Annotated in this window: 21 protein-coding genes; 9 read left to right on the forward strand and 12 right to left on the reverse strand. The window is 70.4% G+C overall.

What is annotated here, in order from left to right:
- Positions 1 to 35 precede the first annotated feature (35 nt).
- The 3 genes from KBY96_RS03235 to mrdA all read left to right on the forward strand — a co-directional run bounded on the left by KBY96_RS03235 (position 36) and on the right by mrdA (position 2,949).
- Positions 36 to 653 (forward strand): hypothetical protein, encoded by a 618-nt coding sequence (locus KBY96_RS03235; RefSeq protein ID WP_254977778.1) that lies wholly within the window; start codon positions 36 to 38, stop codon positions 651 to 653.
- Between the two features lie 62 nt (positions 654 to 715).
- Complete coding sequence (locus KBY96_RS03240; protein ID WP_254977779.1) at positions 716 to 1,174, forward strand: hypothetical protein; 459 nt, start codon at positions 716 to 718, stop codon at positions 1,172 to 1,174.
- Between the two features lie 2 nt (positions 1,175 to 1,176).
- Positions 1,177 to 2,949, forward strand: coding sequence for a penicillin-binding protein 2 (gene mrdA, locus KBY96_RS03245; RefSeq protein ID WP_254977780.1), 1,773 nt, complete (start codon positions 1,177 to 1,179; stop codon positions 2,947 to 2,949).
- A gap of 8 nt (positions 2,950 to 2,957) precedes the next feature.
- On the opposite strand, the gene KBY96_RS03250 is transcribed toward mrdA, so the two are convergent.
- The 4 genes from KBY96_RS03250 to KBY96_RS03265 all read right to left on the reverse strand — a co-directional run bounded on the left by KBY96_RS03250 (position 2,958) and on the right by KBY96_RS03265 (position 6,513).
- Positions 2,958 to 4,106: a glycosyltransferase family 1 protein gene (locus tag KBY96_RS03250; protein ID WP_254977781.1), complete on the reverse strand. Its 1,149-nt coding sequence runs from the start codon at positions 4,104 to 4,106 to the stop codon at positions 2,958 to 2,960.
- 35 nt (positions 4,107 to 4,141) lie between these two features.
- Entirely contained in the window at positions 4,142 to 5,344 is a 1,203-nt protein-coding gene (locus KBY96_RS03255) for an NAD-dependent epimerase/dehydratase family protein (RefSeq protein ID WP_254977782.1), read from the reverse strand.
- An 86-nt stretch (positions 5,345 to 5,430) separates the two neighbouring features.
- On the reverse strand, positions 5,431 to 5,601 hold the full coding sequence (gene psb34 / locus KBY96_RS03260; protein WP_254977783.1) for a photosystem II assembly protein Psb34: 171 nt from the start codon (positions 5,599 to 5,601) through the stop codon (positions 5,431 to 5,433).
- 78 nt (positions 5,602 to 5,679) lie between these two features.
- A complete protein-coding gene (locus KBY96_RS03265) occupies positions 5,680 to 6,513 on the reverse strand; it encodes a thiazole synthase (RefSeq protein WP_315859460.1) in 834 nt (277 codons plus the stop codon).
- Positions 6,514 to 6,581: 68 nt separating this feature from the next.
- Here KBY96_RS03265 and KBY96_RS03270 point away from each other — a divergent pair, with 68 nt between their 5' ends.
- Complete coding sequence (locus KBY96_RS03270) at positions 6,582 to 7,241, forward strand: hypothetical protein (RefSeq protein WP_254977784.1); 660 nt, start codon at positions 6,582 to 6,584, stop codon at positions 7,239 to 7,241.
- Between the two features lies 1 nt (position 7,242).
- Here the strand turns inward: KBY96_RS03270 and KBY96_RS03275 are convergent, their stop codons facing one another.
- Genes KBY96_RS03275 through rpmI form a run of 3 tightly spaced genes read right to left on the reverse strand, consistent with a single transcriptional unit; the run spans position 7,243 to position 8,402 of the window.
- A complete protein-coding gene (locus KBY96_RS03275) occupies positions 7,243 to 7,797 on the reverse strand; it encodes a tetratricopeptide repeat protein (RefSeq protein WP_254977785.1) in 555 nt (184 codons plus the stop codon).
- A 19-nt stretch (positions 7,798 to 7,816) separates the two neighbouring features.
- Positions 7,817 to 8,164 carry a 50S ribosomal protein L20 gene (gene rplT, locus KBY96_RS03280; protein WP_254977786.1) on the reverse strand — a complete coding sequence of 116 codons (348 nt, stop codon included), beginning with the start codon at positions 8,162 to 8,164 and terminating at the stop codon, positions 7,817 to 7,819.
- Between the two features lie 40 nt (positions 8,165 to 8,204).
- Positions 8,205 to 8,402, reverse strand: coding sequence for a 50S ribosomal protein L35 (gene rpmI, locus KBY96_RS03285; RefSeq protein ID WP_254977787.1), 198 nt, complete (start codon positions 8,400 to 8,402; stop codon positions 8,205 to 8,207).
- Between the two features lie 187 nt (positions 8,403 to 8,589).
- Between rpmI and KBY96_RS03290 the strand changes: the two genes are divergently transcribed.
- Together KBY96_RS03290 and KBY96_RS03295 are read left to right on the forward strand one after the other, a co-directional pair.
- On the forward strand, positions 8,590 to 10,221 hold the full coding sequence (locus KBY96_RS03290) for a SpoIID/LytB domain-containing protein (protein ID WP_254977788.1): 1,632 nt from the start codon (positions 8,590 to 8,592) through the stop codon (positions 10,219 to 10,221).
- A gap of 24 nt (positions 10,222 to 10,245) precedes the next feature.
- Entirely contained in the window at positions 10,246 to 11,622 is a 1,377-nt protein-coding gene (locus tag KBY96_RS03295; RefSeq protein WP_254977789.1) for a glycosyltransferase family 2 protein, read from the forward strand.
- Between the two features lie 49 nt (positions 11,623 to 11,671).
- On the opposite strand, the gene KBY96_RS03300 is transcribed toward KBY96_RS03295, so the two are convergent.
- The 5 genes from KBY96_RS03300 to tig all read right to left on the reverse strand — a co-directional run bounded on the left by KBY96_RS03300 (position 11,672) and on the right by tig (position 18,021).
- Complete coding sequence (locus KBY96_RS03300) at positions 11,672 to 13,564, reverse strand: DNA polymerase III subunit gamma/tau (RefSeq protein ID WP_254977790.1); 1,893 nt, start codon at positions 13,562 to 13,564, stop codon at positions 11,672 to 11,674.
- Positions 13,565 to 13,593: 29 nt separating this feature from the next.
- Positions 13,594 to 14,289 carry a lecithin retinol acyltransferase family protein gene (locus tag KBY96_RS03305; protein WP_254977791.1) on the reverse strand — a complete coding sequence of 232 codons (696 nt, stop codon included), beginning with the start codon at positions 14,287 to 14,289 and terminating at the stop codon, positions 13,594 to 13,596.
- A 6-nt stretch (positions 14,290 to 14,295) separates the two neighbouring features.
- Positions 14,296 to 15,654: an ATP-dependent protease ATP-binding subunit ClpX gene (clpX, locus tag KBY96_RS03310; RefSeq protein ID WP_254977792.1), complete on the reverse strand. Its 1,359-nt coding sequence runs from the start codon at positions 15,652 to 15,654 to the stop codon at positions 14,296 to 14,298.
- Between the two features lie 155 nt (positions 15,655 to 15,809).
- Positions 15,810 to 16,547 carry an ATP-dependent Clp endopeptidase proteolytic subunit ClpP gene (gene clpP, locus KBY96_RS03315; protein ID WP_396122240.1) on the reverse strand — a complete coding sequence of 246 codons (738 nt, stop codon included), beginning with the start codon at positions 16,545 to 16,547 and terminating at the stop codon, positions 15,810 to 15,812.
- A gap of 43 nt (positions 16,548 to 16,590) precedes the next feature.
- Positions 16,591 to 18,021, reverse strand: a complete 1,431-nt coding sequence (gene tig, locus KBY96_RS03320; RefSeq protein WP_254977793.1) for a trigger factor — start codon at positions 18,019 to 18,021, stop codon at positions 16,591 to 16,593.
- Between the two features lie 359 nt (positions 18,022 to 18,380).
- Here tig and KBY96_RS03325 point away from each other — a divergent pair, with 359 nt between their 5' ends.
- The 3 genes from KBY96_RS03325 to KBY96_RS03335 all read left to right on the forward strand — a co-directional run bounded on the left by KBY96_RS03325 (position 18,381) and on the right by KBY96_RS03335 (position 22,468).
- Positions 18,381 to 19,457: an aspartate-semialdehyde dehydrogenase gene (locus tag KBY96_RS03325; RefSeq protein ID WP_261358030.1), complete on the forward strand. Its 1,077-nt coding sequence runs from the start codon at positions 18,381 to 18,383 to the stop codon at positions 19,455 to 19,457.
- Positions 19,454 to 20,344: a 4-hydroxy-tetrahydrodipicolinate synthase gene (gene dapA, locus KBY96_RS03330; RefSeq protein WP_254977794.1), complete on the forward strand. Its 891-nt coding sequence runs from the start codon at positions 19,454 to 19,456 to the stop codon at positions 20,342 to 20,344. Before KBY96_RS03325 ends, dapA begins: the two co-directional genes overlap by 4 nt.
- A gap of 87 nt (positions 20,345 to 20,431) precedes the next feature.
- Complete coding sequence (locus KBY96_RS03335; protein ID WP_254977795.1) at positions 20,432 to 22,468, forward strand: ribonuclease J; 2,037 nt, start codon at positions 20,432 to 20,434, stop codon at positions 22,466 to 22,468.
- The last annotated feature ends 12 nt before the right edge of the window (positions 22,469 to 22,480 follow it).

The following is a 22,480-nucleotide window of genomic DNA, read 5'->3' on the forward strand; positions in this document are numbered from 1 at the left end:
TGTCCGTTACCTTCGGGTCCCCAATTCGTCGTGCCGTGAGCGCCGCCCCCGCGTCATCCAGCGACCCTGAGCTGCAGCGCCGGCTCCAGCAGGACAGCATCCAGCTGGGCGGCAAGACCATCTACCTGAACCCGTTCCTCTACTGGCGCCGCTTCGACGCCAACACCGACCGCTGGCTGCGCGAACCGGGCCAGATGCCGGAGGAGCAGATCGCGGCCAACCGCGGCCGTTTCTACCCCGAGCTCGACTGGGACCTGCTCGAGGAGCAGGATCGCCTCGCCAAGGACGGGGCGGTGGAGATGTTCCTCAAGAGCCTGGAGCTGATCACCACCTTCAACCCCGAGCTCAGCGCCGGCCAGCTGCTGGAGGTGGAACGCAAGATGGCCGTCACCAAGAAACGCTCCTTCGAGCGCTGGGTGAGCCGGTCGCTGCAGCGCCGCCAGCGGGAGGAGGCCCGCCAGCGCCGCCGCTTCGATCGCGATCGCAGCCTGCGCGCCTGGGGTGAATGGATCGGCCTGGAGGCCACCCGGCAGGCGTTGCTGCCCCTGGCTGCCCTGCTGGTGGTGGCGACCGTGGGTGGCTGGTGGCTGGGCAGCCAGCAGGCCTGCCGCGCCCCGGCGCCGCGGCCGGCCATCAGCGACACCCTGCCCTGACCCCGGCGCCCTGCCCTGAGCGCGGCGCCCAAGGCAGACTGGAGAGCCCTGCCCCTCCGGTGATGGCCGCCGACCCCCTCGACGCCCTGCGGCTGACGTTGATGCAGGACGTGCTGCCGGTGGGCATGGCCATGGTGGAGCGGGCCCGCCAGGGCGGTCCCCAGCAGGTGATGGCGGCCTTCGATGGCAGCAGTGCCGACCCCCTCGGCCAGTTGCGCCAGGAGGGTGAACCGGCGGCCAGCCGGGTGCGTGCCCAGCTCGATCAGGTGAGCCCCGGGCTGGGCAACCCGGTGATGCAGGTGGAGGTGCGCGATGTGGGCGAGCAGCCCGCCTGCGCCACTGCCAGCGCCGCTGCCACTGCCACTCCCTCTACCTCTGCCACTTTCGCCGAGGGGGGTGTCGACGCGATTGATCCGCTGGAACTGGAGCAGCGGCTGGCGGCGATCGCCGCGCGGCTGCAGCAGCTTGAGCAGGCGATGGTGCCCCCCGGGTCACCTGAGGCCGGCGACGCCTCCCGCTAGCGATGGCGTTCGCCTCCGGCGCCCGCCACAGCGGGCTGGGCCGCCAGCCGGTGTGGCTGCTGCTGCTGCTGTTGTTGTTCAGCGGCGCCATGGTCACGCGCCTGGCCTGGCTGCAGCTGCTGCACGGGGCCGAGAACCGCCAGCGGGCCGATGAGAACCGCATCCGGTTGATGCCGCGCAACCCCATCCGCGGCCGGCTGCTGGATCGCCACGGCCGGGTGCTGGCCACCAGCCGCCTCACCTACAACCTCTACGTGCAGCCCCGCGAGGTGAGCGATGAGGCCTGGCCGGCCCTGCGCGATCGCCTGGCGGCCCTGCTGGAGCTGCCGGCCAACCAGCTCGAGGAGCAGCGTCGCTCAGGGGCCAACAGCGAGGGCTTCCGCGTCCAGCTGGCCGAGAACCTCAAGCCCGATCAGGTGCTGCGCTTCCGCGAACGCTCCAGCGAGCTGTCGGGTGCGGAGGTGGATGTGGATGTGCTGCGCAGCTATCCCCACGGCCGCCTCGGTGCCCACGTGCTCGGCTACACCAGCGGCATCACCGAGGAGGAATATCAGCGCCTGCGCGACCAGGGCTATCGCATCCGCGACCGTGTCGGCCGCAGCGGCCTGGAGAAGGTGTTCGAAGCCCATCTGCGCGGTGAGTGGGGCGGCCAGCAGGTGGAGGTGAACGCCGCCGGTCAGGTGCAGCGGGTGCTGGGGGAGAAGCCGGCCCGGGCCGGCAAGGACCTGCGTCTCACCCTCGATCTGCCCCTGCAGCAGGCCGCCGAGAAGGCCCTGGATGGGGTGGCCAAGGGGGCGATCGTGGCCATGGATCCCAACACCGGGGCAATCCGGGCGATGGCCAGCCGGCCCTCCTTTGATCCCAACATCTTCTCCCCGGCCCCGAGCATCCCCCAGTGGGCGGCACTCAACAGCCCCGAGGCTCCCCTGCTCAACCGCACGCTGCAGGGCTTCCCCCCTGCCAGCACCTTCAAGATCGTCACCAGCCTGGCGGCGCTCGAATCAGAGCGCTATCACCCCGGCTCCACCGAGCTCACCACCGCCTCCTACTGCCGCGCCGGTCTCTGCTATCGCGACCACGTGAGCATGGGCCAGCTCGGCTTCCCGATGGCCCTGGCCCTCAGCAGCAACAGCTTTTTCTACCGGGCGGGCATCAACATCGGTGGCGATGCCCTCTTCCACACGGCCAGGCAGCTGGGCTTCGGGCAGCGCACCGGCGTGGAGCTGAGGGATGAGGAGAGCAAGGGCCTGCTGGGGGACAAGGCATGGAAAAAGGAGGTGCTGGGTGAACCCTGGACCGACGTGGACACGATCACGGCCTCCATCGGTCAGGGGGCCGTGTTGGTCACCCCCCTGCAGATGGCGCGCATGTATGCCGCCGTGGCCAACGGCGGCTGGCTGGTGACTCCCCATCTGGTGGAGCGGGAGCCGCAGCGGCAGTGGATCGGCTTCCAGCCGGACACCATCGCCACGGTGCGCAAGGGCCTGCGCCTGGCGGTGGAGCAGGGCACGGCCCGGGCGCTCAATCAGTCCAACCTGCCCCCGGCGGCGGGCAAGACGGGCACCGCCGAGGATCCCCCCAGGCCCGTGCATGCCTGGTTTGGCGGCTACGCGCCCGCGGAGGATGCCGATCTGGTGGTGGTGGCCTTCGGGGAGAACACCGGCGGTTTCGGCGGCACCGTCGCGGTGCCCATGGCCCAGGCCCTGTTGACCGCCTGGTTCGCAAACGTCCGGGTCGCGGCTCCGGTTCAGCCAGTGCCTGCCCCGTTGAACTGAAGCCCGCCTCAGGCCACCAGGCGCAGCGGTTCGCCCGCCAGCAGGCGGCCGTAGTAGGCGCGCAGCTGATCGGTGGCGCCGGCCCAGCCCCAGCGTTCGGCTTCGGCCCGGGCGGCCTGGCGCAGGGCCTGGCGCTCGGCTGGATCGCCGAGCAGGCGCCGGGTTGCCGCCGTCAGGCTGGCGGCTCCGTCGTCGTCTCCATCGGGTTCGTAGAGGCAGCCGTTCACCCCGTCGGTCACGATGTCGGGGATGCCGCCGCGGTTGGCGCCCACCACCGGACAGCCGGCCGCCATCGCCTCCAGCAGCACCAGCCCCAGGGTTTCGGTGCTGGAGGGGAACAGGAAGGCATCGCCGCTGGCGTATGCGGCCGCCAGCTCCTCGCCTGCCAGGTAGCCCACGAAGTTGGCCGGCAGACCGCTGAAGTGGGCCTCCAGCTGCTGGCGGTGGGGGCCGTCGCCCACCAGGGCCAGGCGGGCATCGGGCATCGCCTCCAGCACCGGCCGGATGCGCTCGATCTGCTTCTCGGCCGAGAGGCGGCCGATGTAGAGCAGCAGTTTGCCGGTGTCGCTGTGGCCCCCCAGCAGCCGGCGGCGGGCGTCCTCACTGCGCAGCTCGGGCCGGAACAGCTCGGTGTCCACCCCCCGCTGCCACAGGTCGGTGTGCTGGATGCCCTTCTCGCTCAGCTCCTGCACCATGGCGGTGGAGGTGCAGAGGTTGAGGCTGGCCTGGTTGTGGGCGGCCTTGAGCAGCTCCCAGAGCAGGGGCTCGAGCATGCCCATGCCGTAGTGCTCCAGGTATTTGGGCAGATGGGTGTGGTAGCTCGCCACCAGGGGAAAGCCCCTGGTCTTGGCCAGCCAGATCCCCCCCAGGCCCAGCACCGCCGGATTCACCACGTGCACTAGGTGGGGCTCGAACGCCTCCAGCGCCTCCGACACCGCCGGCCGCGGCAGGGCCAGCTTGAGCTCGGGGTAGAGCGGCAGCGGCATGGCCGGCACCCCCACCACCCGGGCGCCCATGTAGGTGTCCGGCCCCCCTTCCGGGCACACGATCAGCACCTCGTCACCGGCCGCCACCAGATGCTGCACGGTCTTGGTGAGCCGGGTGACGATCCCGTCCACCTTGGGCAGGAAGGTTTCGGTGAAGAAGGCGATCTTCAAGGGAGGGGGACCGGAGAGGCCGGTGAGGGCGGCGTTCAGACGGCCGGAACGGCCGCGATGGCCTGGGCCTGTTTGCTGGTCCAGGCCGACTGGCAGGGAATGCGGCTGCGGTCGCAGCGGTCGGCCCAGCGTCGGGCCACATCCACCACCTCGGCCATCAGGCCCTCATCGAGGGTGGTGGGCTTGAGGCCCAGCTCGATGAAGCAGCGGTTGTCCACGATCAGGTCGTTTTCGATCGCCTCCTTGCGGGGGTTGGGCAGGTAGTGGATCGTGGCGCCGGTGAGGTCGGCCACCTTGCGGGCGAGCTCACCCACCTGGTGGCTTTCGGTCATCTGGTTGAAGATCTTCACCTTCTCGCCGCTGCTGGGGGCGTGCTCCAGGGCCAGCTGCACGCACTTCACCGAGTCGCGGATGTGGATGAAGGCCCGGGTCTGGCCGCCGGTGCCGTGCACCGTGAGCGGGTAGCCGATCGCCGCCTGCATCAGGAAGCGGTTGAGCACGGTGCCGTAGTCACCGTCGTAGTCGAAGCGGTTGGTGAGCCGGGGATCTCTCTCGGTGAGGTCGGTGTTGGTGCCCCACACGATGCCCTGGTGGAGGTCGGTGACGCGGATGGCGTCGTTCTTGTTGTAGTAATAAAAGAGCAGCTGATCCAGCGTCTTGGTCATGTGATAGACGCTGCCCGGATCAGCCGGGTGCAGGATCTTCTCGGTGAAGCGGCTGCCATCGGGCTGCGGCACCTCCACCGTGAGATAGCCCTCGGGGATGGTGGCGCCGCGGTGGGAGCCGTAGCCATACACGCCCATCGTGCCCAGGTGCACGATGTGCACATCCAGGCCGCTCTCCACGATCGCGGCCAGCAGGTTGTGGGTGCCGTTGACGTTGTTGTCGACGGTGTAGCGCTTGGTGGCGCTGCTCTTCATCGAGTAGGGCGCGGCCCGCTGCTCGGCGAAGTGCACCACCGCATCGGGGCGCTCATGGCGCAGCAGCTCGAGCAGGCGGTCGTACTCCGCGGCGATATCGAGGTGCTCGAAGCCGATCGTCTTGCCGCCCACCTGCTCCCAGGCCCGCAGCCGCTCGCCGATGGTGGCGATGGGGGTGAGCGACTCCACCTCCAGGTCGATGTCGATCTTGCGGCGGCTGAGGTTGTCCCCGATCAGCACGTCGTGGCCGGCGTCGGCCAGGTTGACGGCGCAGGGCCAGCCGCAGAACCCGTCGCCGCCGAGAACGAAGATCTTCATTGCCGCATCCCCAGGTCTGCCCATCCTGCAATGCGGCCCATCCTGCTACGCAGACCAGCCGCCACCGTCACGCGCGGGCAGGCCCGCTAGTGGCTGATCCCCGCCGCCAGCAGCACCAGCAGGGGCACCAGCACGGCCGCGGCGATCAGCAGCCTGCGGCTGCCGGGCCCGCGCCGTTCCCCCTCCTCCATCACCACCATGCGGGGTTCGCGGGCGAAGGCGTTGAGTTTGCCGCCGTCTTCTTCGGTGACCTGCATCACGACCTGGCTAGATCCGTTCACCCTATGGAGCGTGGGCGGAGCCGCCCAGGTGCCGGAACGCTTCTTTACGGGGCCTCAGGCGCCGACACGGCCCCGGCTGGGGGAGCTGGGGCTGGCCTCCCCCCGCACCGGCAGCCGGCCGGCATGGAAGGCGGTGCGGCCCGCCTCGGCGGCCAGCGCCATGGCCCTGGCCATCGCCGGGGGGTCGCCGGCCAGGGCGATGGCGCTGTTGATCAGCAGCGCGTCGGCGCCCATCTCCATGGCCTGGGCCGCCTCGCTGGGCACGCCGAGACCGGCGTCCACCACCACCGGCACGCTGGCATTCTCGATGATCAGGGCGATGTTGGCGGCGTTGCGGATGCCCTGGCCGGAGCCGATCGGCGAGCCCAGGGGCATCACCGTGGCGCAGCCCGCCTCCTCCAGCCGCTTGGCCAGCAGGGGATCGGCGTTGATGTAGGGCAGCACGGTGAAACCCTCGCGCACCAGCTGTTCGGCCGCCTCCAGGGTGCCGAACGGATCCGGCAGCAGGTGGCGGCTGTCGGGAATCACCTCCAGCTTGATGAAGGTGTTGTCCTCCTGCCCCGCCAGCTTGGCCAGCTCGCGGCCCAGCCGGGCCACCCGCACGGCCTCCTCGGCGGTGGCGCAGCCGGCGGTGTTGGGCAGCATCCAGATGCGCGACCAGTCGACCGCCTCCATCAGCCCCTCGTGGCCGGCGGCCCCGCTCTGCACGCGGCGAACGGCCACCGTGACGATCTCGCAGGCGCTGGCGGCCACGCTGGCCTGCATGGCCGCGATGCTCGGGTACTTACCGGTGCCGGTCATCAAGCGGCTGTGGAACCGGCGACCGCCGATCACCAGGGCATCGGGTTCGGGGTTCGTGGGGGCGGTGTGGGGGACGGACTGAACCACGCGGAGGACGGACGCAGCGCTGGGGATGGATCTAGCCTCCCACCACCGCCGTTGTCCTGCCTGCCGCTGTGCCCACCACCCCAGAGCCCTCCGCCGCTGCCCCGGCGCGGTCAGCCGCCTCCAGGCCCCTGCTCGCCGTGCTGGCCGTGGCGGCGGCGGTGCTCACCGGCGGCGGCGGAGCCCTGGCTCAGATGCCCCTGGACAGCAAGGCCTTCGGCGACCCGCCGGCCTTCAGCCCGCCCTTGAGCCCCTCCGGCGCGGCCTTCCCCGACCCCGCCATGCCCCGCTTGGAGGGTGTGGAGACCTTCGATCCGGTAGCCCGGGCCCAGCTGCTGGCCAGGGATCTGCCCCTGTTCTGGAGTGGCACCTACCAGCCCTTCGGTTCGTCTCAGAGCGTGCCGGTGCAGCTGCGGCTGGCCAGGCCCCGCACCATCGGTCTGATGGTGGATCTGCGCGGAGAGATGCGCGTGGGCGAGGTGGTGAGTCCTGTGCAGGGCAACCTCAATGCCCGCAGCGACCAGCTCGATCTGCTGCTGCTGCGTCCCGTGGGCCTCGCCAGCCTCGAGCCCGGCGGGGTGTTCATCGGGCTCCAGGGCCTGTCCCTCTCGGGTTGGCAGGCCTCTCGCCTGATCAACCCCGGCGGCCGCCTGGAACTGAGCCCCCTGTCGGGGCCTGCAGCACCAACCCCGTCCGATCGTCCGGCCGCTCCGATTCGGGGACTGTGGTGAGCTAGGGGCCGGCCTGGGGGGCGGGGGTCTCCAGGGTTCGCTCCAGCCGCTCCAGCCGCTTGCGGGCCGTTGTGTTGCCGGCGTCGAGCTCGAGCACCCGCCGGTAGGTCTGGCTGGCCTCCTCGAGGCTGCCCTGCTTGTCGAGGGCGTAGGCCAGGTTGTTGAGGGCCACCGGGTAGTCGGGCCGGGCCTCCAGGGCCGAGCGGTAGTGCCGGATGGCGCTCTTGTAGTTGTTCTGGGCCGCCAGGGCGAAACCCAGGGCGTTCTCGATCAGGGCCAGGGCGTCGGCAGGATCGCCGCCGGCCCGGGCCAGCTTCAGGGCCTTGCGAAGGTTGTCCACCGCCTGGCTGTAGAAGCGCTTGCGCAGCTGCACCGAGGCCAGTTCGTAGAGAGCGGCCGCGTCATCGCTTTGTCCGGTCTCGCCGCCCCGCTCGAGCCGGGCCAGGGTGACCTCATCGCTGCGGACGCGCCAGATCTGGCGGGCCACCACGGCTGCTGCCACGCCAAGCAGCAGCACGAGGCCGATCAGGTAGGCCTGAGGCAGGAGGTTGTCCAAGGACTACCCGGTGTAGAGATCAGTTCTTCGCGGCGCCGGCCACGGTGGAGAAGCTGCCGGGATCGACCACCGCCAGCTGGGCCAGCATCTTGCGGTTCAGGCGCACGTCGGCCTTCTTGAGGCCACCGATCAAACGGCTGTAGCTGAGGCCGTTGAGACGGGCGGCGGCGTTGATGCGGGCAATCCAGAGGCGGCGAAAGTCGCGCTTGCGCCTGCGACGGTCCCGGTAGGCGTTGCAGAGGGCCTTCATCACCCGCTGGTTGGCGGTGCGGAACAGGCTGCCGTTGCCTCCGCGGAAGCCCCGGGCCAGGCGCAGGATCTTGTTGCGGCGCTTGCGGGCGACATTGCCTCTCTTGACGCGGGCCATGGCAGGGATTCAGGGGGTCGGCGGGACGTGGGTGAAGGGTTCAGGCGTAGGGGAGCATGGCGCTCACGTTGTCGGCGTCGCGCTCATCGACGACCGCCATGGTCCCCAGGAAGCGCTTGCGCTTCGAACTCTTGTGATCGAGCAGGTGGTTGAGGAAAGCACGGCGACGCATGAACTTGCCGCTGCCGGTGACCTTGAACCGCTTGGCGGCCGCACGGCGGGTCTTGAGCTTCGGCATCTCTCCTGGCGCTGGCACAAGCCACCACCTTACGACCCAGGTGATACCCCCCTCCCTTGCGGGCCTTTTCTGGGCTTGCCCGCCTCCGTTCCGCCGGCCGTCTCAGTTCCGTTGCTCCGGCCTGGTCCTGCAGGATTGGGGTGCTGCCCCGCGCAGCCTCCGCATTCCGCTGCAACCCGCCGCTCCCATGCCCTGGCCGCGCTTCGCCCTCCGTTTCCACGCCCACTTGCCCAGCCCCCCCAGGCCCCGGGCGGCCTCAGGTGCACCGCTGCGGCAGCTGGCACCCCTGGGGCTGGCCCTGCCGGTGCTGCTGGCCGGCGGTTGCCGGGCGGAATCGCTGCCGCCGCCGGCCGCCGCCGCTGAGGCCCTGCACTGGTCGGTGCCCAGCCCGCCGCAGGTGGATTCGCTCACGCCCGTGATCTGGGTGGCCCTGGCCTCCCGCCTGCGTCCCTCCCAGCCGATCGAGCTGCGCAGCGCCCAGGGACTGCTGACGCTGGTGGCCCCCGACGGTGCCCGCTACCAGACCAACAGCCTGCTGCTGTACTGGCGCGATCAGCCCCTGGAGCCGCCCAAGCGCATCCGCCGCCAGGTGCTCGGCCCCTTCTCCAGCTACGAGAGCGCCGCTGAGGCCGCCAGCCGCTGGCGCCGCGCCGGCGCCGATCCGGTGATCGCTTACCCCCGCGACTGGGAGGTGTGGGCGGCGGCGGACGCTCCCCTGCCGGCCGACCTGGGACCGGCCCGGATGGTGGAGCAGGTGCACACGCAGCGGGCCGTTCTGGAGCTGCGCCGCGACAGCGGCCCCGTGTCCCTCGCCGGTCCCATGACCCTGGAGACCCCCGGCGGGCTGCGCTGGGACGGCGGTGCCAAAGCCGGGAGCGGCGTGTTCGCCGGACCGTTCCGGCTCCTGCCCGATGCCCATGGCGGCTGGAGCCTGGTGGAAACCGTGCCCCTGGAGCGTTATCTGCAGGGCGTGGTGCCCCATGAGATCGGTGCCGGCTCACCCCCGGTGGCCCTGGCGGCCCAGGCGGTGCTGGCCCGCACCTGGGCCCTGCGCAACCTGGCGCGCTTCGCCGTGGACGGCTACCACCTCTGCGCCACGGTGCAGTGTCAGGTGTACGCCGATCCGCGCACGGCCGGACCGGCGGTGCGCCAGGCCATCGACGGCACCCGCCACCAGGTGCTGGCCTGGCAGGGCCGGCCGATCCACGGGGTGTATCACGCCACCAACGGCGGCGTCTCCGCCGGTTTCGAGGAGGCGTGGAGCGGTGAGCCGCTGCCCTACCTGCGCCCCCGGGTGGATGGCGCCGCCGCCCTCGAGCAGCGCTTCGCCCTGCCCCTGGCCGCCGCCCAGGTGGGCCCCCTGCTCTCCACCTCCGGCTTCTACGGCGCCGACCACCCCCGCTTCCGCTGGACCCGCACCCTGGAGGCGGGCGAGATGCGCCAGGCCCTGCAGGTCCAGGCCCCCGAACTCGGCACACCCGAGCGCGTGAGCGTGCTGGAGCGGGGGCCGAGCGGACGGGTGCTGGCTCTGGAGATCGCCGGCAGCGGCGGCCAGAGCGTGGTGCTGCGGCTGGATGCCATCCGCCGCAGCTTTGCGCAGCTGCCCAGCACCCTGTTCGTGGTGGAGCCGGTGGGGCCGGGCCGCTGGCGCTTCGTGGGCGGCGGCTTCGGCCATGGGGCCGGTCTGTCCCAGGCCGGTGCCATCGACCTGGCCAGGCGGGGCTGGAGCCTGCAGCGGATTCTTGAGCACTACTACCCGGGCACCCAGCTGCAGCCCCTCTCGGCCCTCGGCCCCGGCCTCGCCGGGGAAGCCCCCTAGAGTTGCCCCAACTCCGGGATCGCCATGGCCGCTGACGCCAGTGCCACCGATCGCCGTCGGGGCAAGTCGGCGCTCTTTGTGCTGGTATGCGGCTGCGCAGGCCTGGGCCCCCACTGGCTGGACCCAGGCCTGCGGCTGCTGCCCGCCATCGCCATGGCCCTGTTTCTCGGCGGATACAGCATCCGCACGGTGCTGGCGCCGGCGCTCAGCGGCCTGCGGCCGGCCCTGGACTGCCACCAGCTGGCCGCAGGCAAGCCCCCCGCAGGCCATGCCCCCGCCGCGGAGGGTGGCGGGGCGCCACCGCCGCCATTGCCGGCGGTGGATGTGGTGGTGGCCGCCCGCGATGAGCAGGCGGTGATCGGACGCCTGGTGGAGCGCATCGCCGCCCTGCACTACCCGCCCCAGCTGCTGCGCCTGTGGGTGGTGGATGACGGCAGCAGCGACCGCACCCCCCAGGTGCTGGCTGAGCTGCAGGCGCGGCACGGCTTTCTGCAGGTGCTGCGCCGGGAGCCCGACGCCGGAGGCGGCAAGTCTGGCGCCCTGAATCTGGCCCTCAGCCAGCTGCGCGCCCCCTGGATGCTGGTGCTCGACGCCGACGCCGACCTGCAGCCGGACACCCTCGAACGGCTGATCCCCCAGGCCGAGGCGGGGGGCTGGGGGGCGGTGCAGCTGCGCAAGGCGGTGGCCAATCCCGAGGCCAACTGGCTCACCCGCGCCCAAGCCATGGAGATGGTGCTCGATGCGGTGGTGCAGGAGGGGCGCCTGATGCAGGGTGGTGTGGTGGAGCTGCGCGGCAATGGCGAACTGCTGCGGCGGGCATCGTTGCTGAGCGCCGGCGGTTTCAATGAGGCCACCGTCACCGACGATCTCGACCTCAGCATCCGCCTGCTGCTCGATCGCCAACTGGTGGCGATCTCCTGGGATCCACCGGTGCGGGAGGAAGCGGTGCTCAGCCTGCAGGCCCTGTGGCGGCAGAGGCAGCGCTGGGCTGAGGGTGGCCTGCAGCGCTTCTTCGACTACGCCCCGGGCCTGCTCTCCCCGCGGCTGGGAGCCCGCCTCAAGCTCGACCTCGCCAGTTTCTTTCTGCTTCAGTACGTGCTGCCGGTGATGGCGGCTGCCGATCTGCTCGGGGCCGCCATCACCCGCACCCTGCCCACCATCTGGCCGCTGTCGTTTGTGGCCTTCGGCCTGTCGGGGGTGTCGATCGTGGTGGGCTGCCGCCGCTCCAGCGAGGGCCCGCCGCTGCCGGCCATGGGCCCGCTCAACCTCGCCCTGGGCATCCTCTACCTGGGGCACTGGTTCCTGGTGATCCCCTGGACCACCCTGCGCATGGCCCTGCTGCCCAAGCGGCTGGTGTGGGCCAAGACCCTGCACCTGGGAGAGGATGCGGCCACCGCCTGAGCGGTACCAGGCTGAGCGGGCCCAGGCCGGGGTGCTCACAGGCCTGGGGTCAGCCGTCGCCCCCCTGGAGTTCGTCGAGGGGGCCGTCGTAATCAACCACTTCGCCGTTGAAGAACTCCGCCAGCCGGCGTGCCTGCTGATCCAGCGCGGAGCTGGGTGCCGAGTCTGCAGCTGGCTGCAGCGGTGACTCCGGGGTCGTTGGCTGCGCCGCCGCCGCCGTTGGTGAGGATTGCTCCTCGTCGGGGGCGACCGCAGTCACCGCCGGCGAGGCGCTGCCTGCGGTCGGGGCAGGTGCGGGGGGTGGCGCCGATGATGGTGTCGGGGCTGCCGCCGGGGCTGGTTTGGCCGTGACCCTTGAGACCAGTGCCGGAGCGGGTGGCGGCGGCGCCTGGGTCCGGGTGTCCAGGCCGGCCTGCAGCGTCAGCTGGCGGGGCCCGCCCAAGGCCCGGGCGATGGCCTGTTCCACCAGGCTCTGGCGGGTCTGCACCATGGCCATCCAGGTGCCGGCCACCTGCACCACGGCCTGGCGTTCATCCAGCCGCAGCAGCCGGGCCTGCTGGGAGAGCAACATGCGCGTGGAGGGCAGCTCCAGCCCGGCCAGGATCTGCTGCCACAGCTCCTCCAGGTTGGGTCCGCCGGCATCGTCGGCACCTGGGGAACCTGCAGTGGGAGTGGCAGCGGGCTGGGCCGGCGGCACCGAAGTCGGTGGCACTGAGGCCAGTGGCACCGAGGCCAGTGGCACTGGCTCAGGCGCTGACTCCGGCTGGGGCGGCGCTGCAGTCGGCCCAGGGCCGGGCGCCGTGGGGGCGGGCGCCGTGGGCCTGGGGGGGGCGCTGGCTGCCGGGGTTGGCTCGGCCAGCAGGCCCAGCAGCAGCACCTCCAGCCAGAGGCGCGGATTGACGCTGTGGCGCAGCTGCTGCTCGCTGCTGCGCAGCTGGGCCTGCCAGCCCAGCAGCCGGGCCTTGCCGATGGCGCGGGCCAGGGCCGGCAGCTGCTCACGCAGCTGGGGGGAGATGCCGGTGAGCTCCAGCCGCTCCGGCGCGATCCCCGCCAGCACCAGATCCCGCAGCAGGCTCACCAGACCCTGCAGCACCGCCGCCGGTTCGCGGCCCCGCTCCAGCAGGCCGCGGCAGGTTTCGAGCACGGCCACGGGGTCGCCCACGGCCAGGTTCTGGGCCAGCTGCAGCAGTTCCTGCTCCGGCACCACCCCCAGCAGCTCCCACACCGCCGCCGCTTCGATCGGCGCCGGCAGCAGGCTGAGCTGATCCAGCAGGCTCTCGGCGTCGCGCATTCCACCCTGGGCCCGCTGGGCCACCACGTGCAGGGCCTCGGCGCTGATGTCGATCTGCTCCCGTTCGGCGATCCAGCCCAGGTGCCCCTCCAGGGCCTGCAGGGGAATGCGGCGGAAGTCGAAGCGCTGGCAGCGGCTGAGGATCGTGGGCAGCACCCGCTGCGGGTCGGTGGTGGCCAGCACGAACACCACCCGCGGGGGGGGCTCCTCCAGGGTTTTGAGCAGGGCGTTGAAGGCGGCGGTGGAGAGCATGTGGCACTCGTCCACCACGTACACCTTCCAGCGCGCCTGCACCGGCGCGAAGCGGGAGCGCTCGATCAGCTCGCGGATGTTGTCCACGCCGGTGTTGGAGGCGGCGTCGATCTCGATCACATCGAGGGCGTTGCCGGCGGCGATGGCGGTGCACAGCTCGCAAACCCCGCAGGGCTCCGGGGTGGGCCCGTCGGTGGCGAGGCAGTTGAGCGAACGGGCCAGGATGCGGGCGCTGGAGGTCTTGCCGGTGCCGCGTGGCCCGCTGAACAGGTAGGCCGGAGCGATCCGCCCGGAGAGCAGGGCGTTGGCGAGGGTGGCGGCGATCGCCTCCTGGCCCACCAGCTGATCGAAGCGCTGCGGCCGGTATTTGTGGTGAAGCGGCTGGTAGGCCTGGGACATGCGGGACGGCTGCGGAGCGCGGGGGCTGATCAGGACCGGTCAGGACCGGCCGAGGGCAGCAGACCCCGAGGCGGCTCCTGACCCTCGAGCAGCCCCTGCAGGCGTTTCTCAAGCGCCGTCTCCAGATCCTCCACCTCCGCCAGCTGGTCGGCGAGCCTGAGGGCGGCGCGGCGCAGGCTCTCGAACTGGCTCTGACCCCAGCGCGCGTCGGCCTTCGCCAGTTCCTCATCCAGCCGGGCCTGCAGCGTCTGGCGCAGCTCCTCGAGCTGGCGCAGGGTGCGCCGGGCCAGTTCCAGCCCCCCTTCCAGCGGCACTCCCTGGCGCAGCAGCAGCCGGGTGCCGGCCAGGGCGGCGGCCGGCAGCCACTGGCCGATGGCCAGGGCGCCGAGGCTGCCGGTGTGCACCCAGTTCTCCACCTGGCCGCTGCGGTGCCGGCCCGTCTTGCACCAGTGGGCGAAGTGCTCGCAGTTGTTGAACAGCAGGTTGTAGTTCTGCTCGCCCAGCCGGCCCATCGCCCGTCGCAGGGTCACACCACTGGGCGAGCAGAGACCTGCGTCGTAGCGCACCACGCTGATCGGCTCGCTGCGGCTGAACTCCTGGCAGGGGCTGCGCAGGATCTCACGCCCCTCGAGGTAGTGGGCCACGCTGCCGTCGCCCAGATCGATGCCGTGGTGGCTGAACAGGCCGTGCCGGCGGGGGACCTGCAGATGGTCGGCGGCGGCCAAGGGGGATCAGGCGCTGGCCTGCTGAACGGACTCCATGCTGCCGCCCAGCGGCAGCACCTGGGCCCGGCTGCGCTGTTCCACCAGATCGCGGGTGATCGTGAAGCTCTTGATCTCCTGCTGGGAGGGCAGGTCGTACATCAGATCGAGCATCAGCTCTTCCACGATGCCGCGCAGGGCACGGGCGCCGGTCTTGCGCCGATGGGCCTCATTGGCGATCGCCTCGATGGCCCCGGGTTCGAAGTCCAGCTGCACGTCATCCATGCTCAGCAGCGTCTGGAACTGCTTCACCAGGGCGTCGCGGGGTTCGGTGAGGATCGCCTGCAGGGCATGGGTGTCGAGGGGCTCGAGCACGGCTGTCACCGGCAGCCGGCCGGTGAACTCGGGGATCAGGCCGTACTTCACCAGGTCTTCGGGCTGCAGATGGCGCAGCGCCTCGCTGGCGTGGCGCTCGCGGGCCTGGCGGGCGCGGGGGGCGCCGTCGGGGCTGATGAAACCGATGGCGTTGCGGCCCATGCGCCGCTGCACCACCTCCTCGAGACCCACGAAGGCACCGCCGCAGATGAACAGGATCTGGCTGGTGTCGATCTGGATGCAGTCCTGGTAGGGGTGTTTGCGGCCCCCCTGGGGCGGCACGTTGGCCACGGTGCCCTCGAGCATCTTCAGCAAGGCCTGCTGCACACCCTCGCCGGACACGTCGCGGGTGATCGAGGGGTTCTCGCTCTTGCGGACGATCTTGTCGATCTCGTCGATGTAGATGATGCCGCGCTGGGCCAGCTCCACATCCATGTCGGCCTTCTGCAGCAGGCGCAGCAGGATGTTCTCCACGTCCTCGCCCACGTAGCCCGCCTCGGTGAGGGAGGTGGCATCGGCCACGGCGAAGGGCACCTCCAGCAGCTCGGCCAGGGTCTGGGCCAGCAGGGTCTTGCCGCAGCCGGTGGGGCCGATCAGCAGGATGTTGCTCTTGTGCAGGCGGGTGGCGGTGTCGGTCGCCTCGCCGCTGCCATCGCCCTGCCAGGCCAGGCGCTTGTAGTGGTTGTAGACCGCCACCGACAGGGTTTTCTTGGCCAGGTCCTGACCCACCACCTGGTCATCGAGGAAGGCCTTGATCTCCTGGGGCTTGGGCACCTCCGCCAGGGTGGGCACCGGCTTGGCCGGCTTCCTGGCGGCGGTCTTGCCGCGATTGTGCTCGTGGCTGGGTCGGGAGGCGCCACCGCTGTGGTCCACCAGCTCCTCGTCGAGGATCTCGTTGCAGAGATCGATGCACTCGTCGCAGATGTAGACCCCCGGGCCGGCGATCAGCTTGCGCACCTGGTCCTGCGACTTGCCGCAGAACGAACACTTCAGGTGGGCGTCGAACTTGGCCATCGGGTGGGTGAGCCGGAGAGAGGTGCCGGGTCGGGCGGAGGGGCTGGATGGTGTCTGGAGGCCCCGTGGAGCTCAGCAGCCAGCATTGCCCCAATTGCCGGATTCGTCAGCCGCCTGGAAGGATCCAACCAGAGTGATCGAGCGTGGTTCGAGACTCAGGCCGGGTGGACCCCCGCGACGGCGGCGGCAGTGGCCGCGGTGGTGTCCGTCACCACCCGGTCGATGAGGCCGTATTCAACCGCCTCCGCCGGAGAAAGGAAGTAGTCGCGATCGGTGTCTTCCGTGATCTTCTCCAGCGGCTGGCCGGTGTGCTCCGCCATCAGGCCGTTGAGGGTGTCTTTGAGGAAGAGGATCTCCCTGGCCTGAATCTCGATGTCAATGGCCTGACCCTGGGCGCCGCCGAGGGGCTGGTGGATCATGATCCGGGCGCTGGGAAGGGCCAGGCGCTTGCCTTTGGTGCCGCCGGAGAGCAGGAAGGCCCCCATGGAAGCGGCCAGGCCGTAGCAGATGGTCACCACGTCGGGCGCCACCTGCTGCATCGTGTCGTAGATGGCCAGGCCGGCGGTCACCGATCCACCCGGTGAATTCACATAGATCTGAATGTCCTTCTCCGGATCCTCGGCCTCCAGGAACAGCAGCTGGGCCACCACCGCGTCGGCCACGGCGTCGTCGATGCCGGTGCCCAGGAAGATGATCCGCTCGCGCAGCAGCCGCGAATAGATGTCGAAGGCGCGCTCGCCCTTGCCCGACTGCTCCACCACCGTGGGCAGCACCCCCGGCGCGGCCACCGGGCGGCCGCTGATCGCCTGGGGTTCCGGCCCCGCCCAGCGGCTGTGAACCGGATGGGGGCAGAGAGCCGTGGGGTCTGGCATCAGCGGTACGGCGTCGCTCATGCGCGGCAAAGGGCAGGGCTGTTCAATCTATGGGCAGCGAGCTTCAGGTCGCAGCTGCCGGCTCGTCTGACGAGGGTTCGTCTGGGGAGGGCTGCTCTGCGGATGACGCCTCTGCCGGGGGCTTGGCGCTGATGGTGCTGTTCTCCTCCAGCCAGGCGAGCAGCTTGTCGCGCAGGAGATCGTCTGCCACCACCTGGTACAGGCGCTCCGGATCGATCGCGCCCTCCTGGCTGAGGCCGCGGCGCACCTCCTTCACCTTGGCCTCCAGTTCGTCGGCAGCCACCTCGATGGCCTCGGCGGCCGCCAGGGCCTGCAGGGCCAGGCGGCGGCGCAGGCGCTGCTCCGCCTCCGGGCGGGAGGTGTCCATCAGCGAGCGCACCAGGTCGGGGGTGAACAGCTTCTTCACGTCCATTCCCTGCTGGGCGATCTGGCCGGCGGTCTGCTCGATCAGGGTGCGCACCTCCTGCTGGATCAGGGTTTCGGGCAGCTCCACCTCCAGTTGCTCCACCAGGGCGTCGAGCAGGGCGTCGTGGCGGGCGGCCTTGGCACGGCGCTCGCTGTCCTCCTTGAGCCGCGTCTCCAGGTCCTCGCGCAGCTCGGCGAGGGTCTGCTTGTCGCTGGCCTGCTGGGCGAAGGCATCGTCCAGAGCCGGCAGCTCGCGGGTCTTGAGATCTTTGAGGGTGATTTCGAAGCTGGCGCTGCGGCCCGCCGCATCCTTTTGGGCGTAGGTCTCGGGGAACCGGCACGCGATCGTCCTGGTGTCGCCCACGGCCATGCCGATCACCCCCTCCACGAAGCCGGGGATCATGCGGCCCTCCTCCAGCTCCACCTCGCTGGCGTCGCTGCTGCCGCCCTCGATCTCCTCGCCGCTGTCGGCGAAGACGCCCCGGAAGCTGAGCACGGCCACATCGCCGCTTGCGGCCGCCCGGTCTTCCACCGGCACCAGGGTGGCCATCTGGCGGCGGGATTGCTCGATCAGTTCATCCACCTTGGCCGGCTCGAAGGTCACCGCCTCCGCTTGGGCCTTCAGGGCCTTGGTTTGCCTGAGGGTGGGGGTGGGCTCGACATCGAGCTCCAGGGTGATGGTGAGATCGCTGCCGGGTTCGAAGCGCTCCAGCACAAGCTCGAAGCCCTCGCTCAGCTCCGGCCGGCCGATGGCGGCCACCTTCTCGCTGTCCAGGGCGTCGCGGCAGGCGGCATCCACCAGATCCTCGAGGGCGGTGGCGCGCACACGCAGGGGCCCGATCTGCTGCAGGAGCACCGGCCGCGGCACCTTGCCCTTGCGGAACCCGGGCAGTCGGACGCTGCGGCTCAGTTTGTCCACAGCAGCCTCGTAGCTGGCCTGGCTGCGGCTGCCGGGAATGGCCACCTCCAGCGCCACCCGGCTGCCGGGGCGGGGGGTGGAGGTCACCTGCAGGGACGCGGCCCCGCTGGTGGCCTGATCCTTCGAGGTGGCTTTGGCGGCGGGACTCATGGCAGTTCAGCGCAGCACGCAACCTTAAGAAAGAGGGCGACCCCCGCCCCGGGAGCGGTATGGTGCACCAACACAACAGAGTTCTGGCGGGGCTGCCGCGCATCGCCCGCCCGCACCTCTCCACCAGTTCCGCGCCCGCCAGCTCCACCCATCCGGATCCCCAGCATGCTGCTGCCGGACAGGGTCCCGCTCCGCGACACCCAAGCTTCAACACACCTCCTGCCCAGCTCCCCCAGCCAGCTCCCTCCCCCACCTGATTCCGCGCTCCACACTCCGCGCCCCACCAGGTTCGCTCCAGCACCCGAGCACACCGCCTTCTGCCCAGGCCATCGAGCCCTCGCCATATCCGTTCAGCACCGTTGATCAGCGCTTCCACCGCCCTCTCGTCCGCTCCCCTCTCCCTGCCCCGCCGTCCGCTGCGGGTGGCCATTCTTGGCGCCACCGGTGCCGTGGGCCAGGAGCTGCTGCAGCTGCTCGATGAGCGCCGCTTCCCGGTGGCCGAGCTGCGCCCCCTGGCATCACCCCGCTCCGCCGGCCGCACCCTGCGCTGGCAGCAGCAGGAGCTGCCGATCACCGCGGTCAGCGCCGAAAGCTTCGACGGTGTGGATCTGGTGCTGGCCTCAGCCGGTGGTGCCGCCTCGCGGCAGTGGGCGCCGGTGGCGGCGGCGGCGGGTGCGGTGGTGATCGACAACTCCAGCGCCTTCCGCCTGGATCCCGACGTGCCGCTGGTGGTGCCGGAAGTGAACCCGCAGGCGGCCTTCCAGCACCGCGGCATCATCGCCAACCCCAACTGCACCACGATCCTGCTCACCCTGGCCCTCGCCCCCCTGCACGGGCGGCGGCCGATCCGCCGTGTGGTGGTGAGCACCTATCAGAGCGCCAGCGGCGCCGGTGCCCGGGCCATGGAGGAGCTGCGCCAGCTCAGCCGCACCGTGCTCGACGGCGGCGAGCCCCTCAGCCAGGTGCTGCCCCACTCCCTGGCCTTCAACCTGTTCCTGCACAACTCGCCCCTGCAGCCCAACGGCTACTGCGAGGAGGAGCTGAAGATGGTGAACGAGACGCGCAAGATCATGGGGATTCCCGATCTGCGCCTCACCGCCACCTGCGTGCGCGTGCCGGTGCTGCGGGCCCATTCCGAGGCCGTGAACATCGAGTTCAACGAGCCCTTCCCGGTGGAGGAGGCCCGTGAGCTGCTGCGCCATGCCGCCGGGGTGGAGCTGCTGGAGGACTTCGAGACCAACCGCTTCCCCATGCCCACCGATGTCACCGGCCGGGATCCGGTGGCGGTGGGCCGCATTCGCCAGGACATCAGTGACCCGCACGCCCTGGAGCTTTGGCTCTGCGGCGATCAGATCCGCAAGGGAGCGGCGCTCAATGCCGTGCAGATCGCCGAGCTGTTGCAGAGTCCGGCCCCGACCGAAGGAGGTGCCGTTTGAGCCGCGCTCCCTTCGGCCGGGTGCTCACCGCCATGGTCACCCCGTTCCGCCCTGACGGCGCGGTGGATCTGGAGCTGGCGGCCCGTCTCGCCGATCATCTGGTGAGCCACGGATCCGATGGGCTGGTGATCTGCGGCACCACCGGCGAGTCTCCCACCCTCAGCTGGGCGGAGCAGCACCGGCTGTTCGCCGCCGTGCGCGACGCCCTGGGCGATCGGGCCCGGTTGCTGGCCGGCAGCGGCAGCAACTGCACCGCCGAGGCGGTGGAGGCCACCCGCGAGGCCGCCGCCCTGGGCGCCGATGGGGCCCTGGTGGTGGTGCCCTACTACAACAAGCCGCCCCAGGACGGGCTGGAGGCCCATTTCCGGGCCGTGGCCCAGGCGGCGCCTGAGCTGCCGCTGATGCTCTACAACATCCCAGGCCGCACCGGCACCAGCCTGGCGCCCGCCACCGTGGCCCGCCTGCTCGATCAGCCCAATGTGGTGAGCTTCAAGGCCGCCAGCGGCAGCACCGATGAGGTGAGTGCCCTGCGGGCCGTCTGCGGCGATCGCCTGGCCATCTACTCCGGCGACGACGCCCTCACCCTGCCGATGCTGGCCGTGGGTGCCGTGGGGGTGGTGAGCGTGGCCAGTCACCTGGCCGGCGAGCGCATCAGTGCCATGGTGCGGGCCTTCTTCGCGGGTGATCTGGCCACGGCCCTGCACCTGCACGAGCAGCTGCTGCCCCTCTGCAAGGCGCTGTTCTGCACCACCAACCCGATCCCGGTCAAGGCCGCCCTGGAGCTGAGCGGCTGGCCCGTGGGCGCCCCAAGACTTCCCCTTCTTTCCGCTGACGACACCGTGAAACAACGTCTCTCCGAAACCCTGGCTGCCCTGCGTCCCACCTGACGCCAAGGCTGATCCCGCTCAGGCTCCGCCTTCAGGCCGTGCTGCCGAGCTTTTCAACCCAATCCTGACCCCATTTCTGATTTCTTCATGTCCAGTTCCAACGGCACATCCAGCTCCAACGGCACGAACGCCTCCCGACAGCCGAACCTGCGGGTGATCCCCCTCGGCGGCCTGCACGAGATCGGCAAGAACACCTGCGTGTTCGAGTACGGCGACGACATCATGCTGGTGGATGCCGGCCTCTCCTTCCCCAGCGACGGCATGCATGGCGTCAACGTGGTGATGCCGGACACCAGCTATCTGAAGGAGAACCAGAAGCGCATTCGCGGCATGATCGTGACCCACGGTCACGAAGACCACATCGGCGGCATTGCCCACCACCTCAAGAACTTCAACATCCCCGTGATCCATGGGCCGCGTCTGGCCCTGGCTCTGCTCACCGGCAAGATGGAGGAGGCCGGTGTGATGGACCGCACGATCCTCAAAACCGTGGCGCCGCGCGATGTGGTGAAGGTGGGGCAGCACTTCTCAGTGGAATTCATCCGCAACACCCACTCGATGGCCGACAGCTTCTCGCTGGCCATCACCACCCCGGTGGGCACGGTGATCTTCACCGGTGACTTCAAGTTCGATCACACCCCGGTGGACGGCGAGCACTTCGACATGGCTCGCCTGGCCCACTACGGCGAGCAGGGGGTGCTGTGTCTGTTCAGCGATTCCACCAATGCGGAGGTGCCGGGCTTCTGCCCCTCGGAGCGCTCAGTGTTCCCGAACCTCGATCGCCAGATCGCTCAGGCCCAGGGCCGGGTGATCATCACCACCTTCGCCAGCTCCATTCACCGGGTGTCAATGATCCTGGAGCTGGCGCTCAAGAACGGCCGCAAGGTGGGCCTGCTGGGTCGCTCGATGCTCAACGTGATCGCCAAGGCCCGCGAGCTCGGCTACATGCGCGCCCCCGATGATCTGTTCGTGCCGATCAAGCAGATCCGCGACCTGCCCGACCGCGAAACCCTGCTGCTGATGACCGGCAGCCAGGGTGAACCGCTGGCGGCCCTCAGCCGAATTTCCCGCGGTGAGCACCAACAGGTGCAGGTGAAGAGCAGCGACACGATCATCTTTTCCGCCAATCCCATCCCTGGAAACACCATCTCGGTGGTGAACACCATCGACCGGCTGATGATGCTCGGGGCCAAGGTGGTCTATGGAAAGGGCGAGGGTATCCACGTGTCCGGCCACGGCTTCCAGGAAGACCACAAGCTGATGCTCGCCCTGGTCAAGCCGAAGTTCTTCGTGCCGGTTCACGGTGAGCACCGCATGCTCGTGTGCCACAGCAAAACGGCCCAGGCGATGGGGGTGCCGGCCGACAACATGCTGCTCATCGAAAACGGGGATGTGGTGGAGCTCACCCCGGATTCGATCCGTCGCGGTGAGCCGGTGAAGGCGGGCATCGAACTCCTTGATGCCTCCCGCACCGGCATCGTGGATGTGCGTGTGCTCAAGGAGCGCCAGCAGCTGGCCGAGGACGGGGTGATCACCCTGCTGGCTGCGATCAGCACCGACGGCGCCATGGCGGCCCCGCCGCGGGTGACCATGCGGGGGGTGGTGACCACCGCCGATGCCCGCAAGCTCAGCCTCTGGGCCGAGCGCGAGATCACCTGGGTGCTGGAGAACCGCTGGAAGCAGCTCTGCCGTGTCAGTGGCGGCGAGGCCCCCGACGTGGACTGGGTGGGCGTGCAACGTGAGGTGGAACTCGGCCTGCAGCGCCGCCTGCGCCGGGAGCTGCAGGTGGAGCCCTTGATCCTCTGTCTGGTGCAGCCCGCTCCCGCCGGCACGCCGGTTTACAAGGGCCGCGCCGATGTCGAACCGGATTCCCGCCCGGCACCGCGGGGTCGCGGTGGCCGCGATGGTGGCCGCGATGCTGGCCGCGACAGTGGTCGCCCCACCCGCACCGTTGACCGCCAGAGCCGTGCTCCCCGGCCCCAGCAGGATCGCCAGCTGGCTCCGGTCGGTGCCGCCAGCGCTCCTCCGGCACCGGTCGCCGTTGCTCAGGAAGCGGCCGCCGCGCCGGAACCGGAATTCGCCGGCCGCACCCGCCGCCGCCGCTCGGCCGCGGCCGCCCGCTGAGGCTCTCCGGGC

It is taken from the genome of Cyanobium sp. ATX 6A2 (assembly GCF_024346355.1).
Lineage (GTDB): Bacteria > Cyanobacteriota > Cyanobacteriia > PCC-6307 > Cyanobiaceae > NIES-981.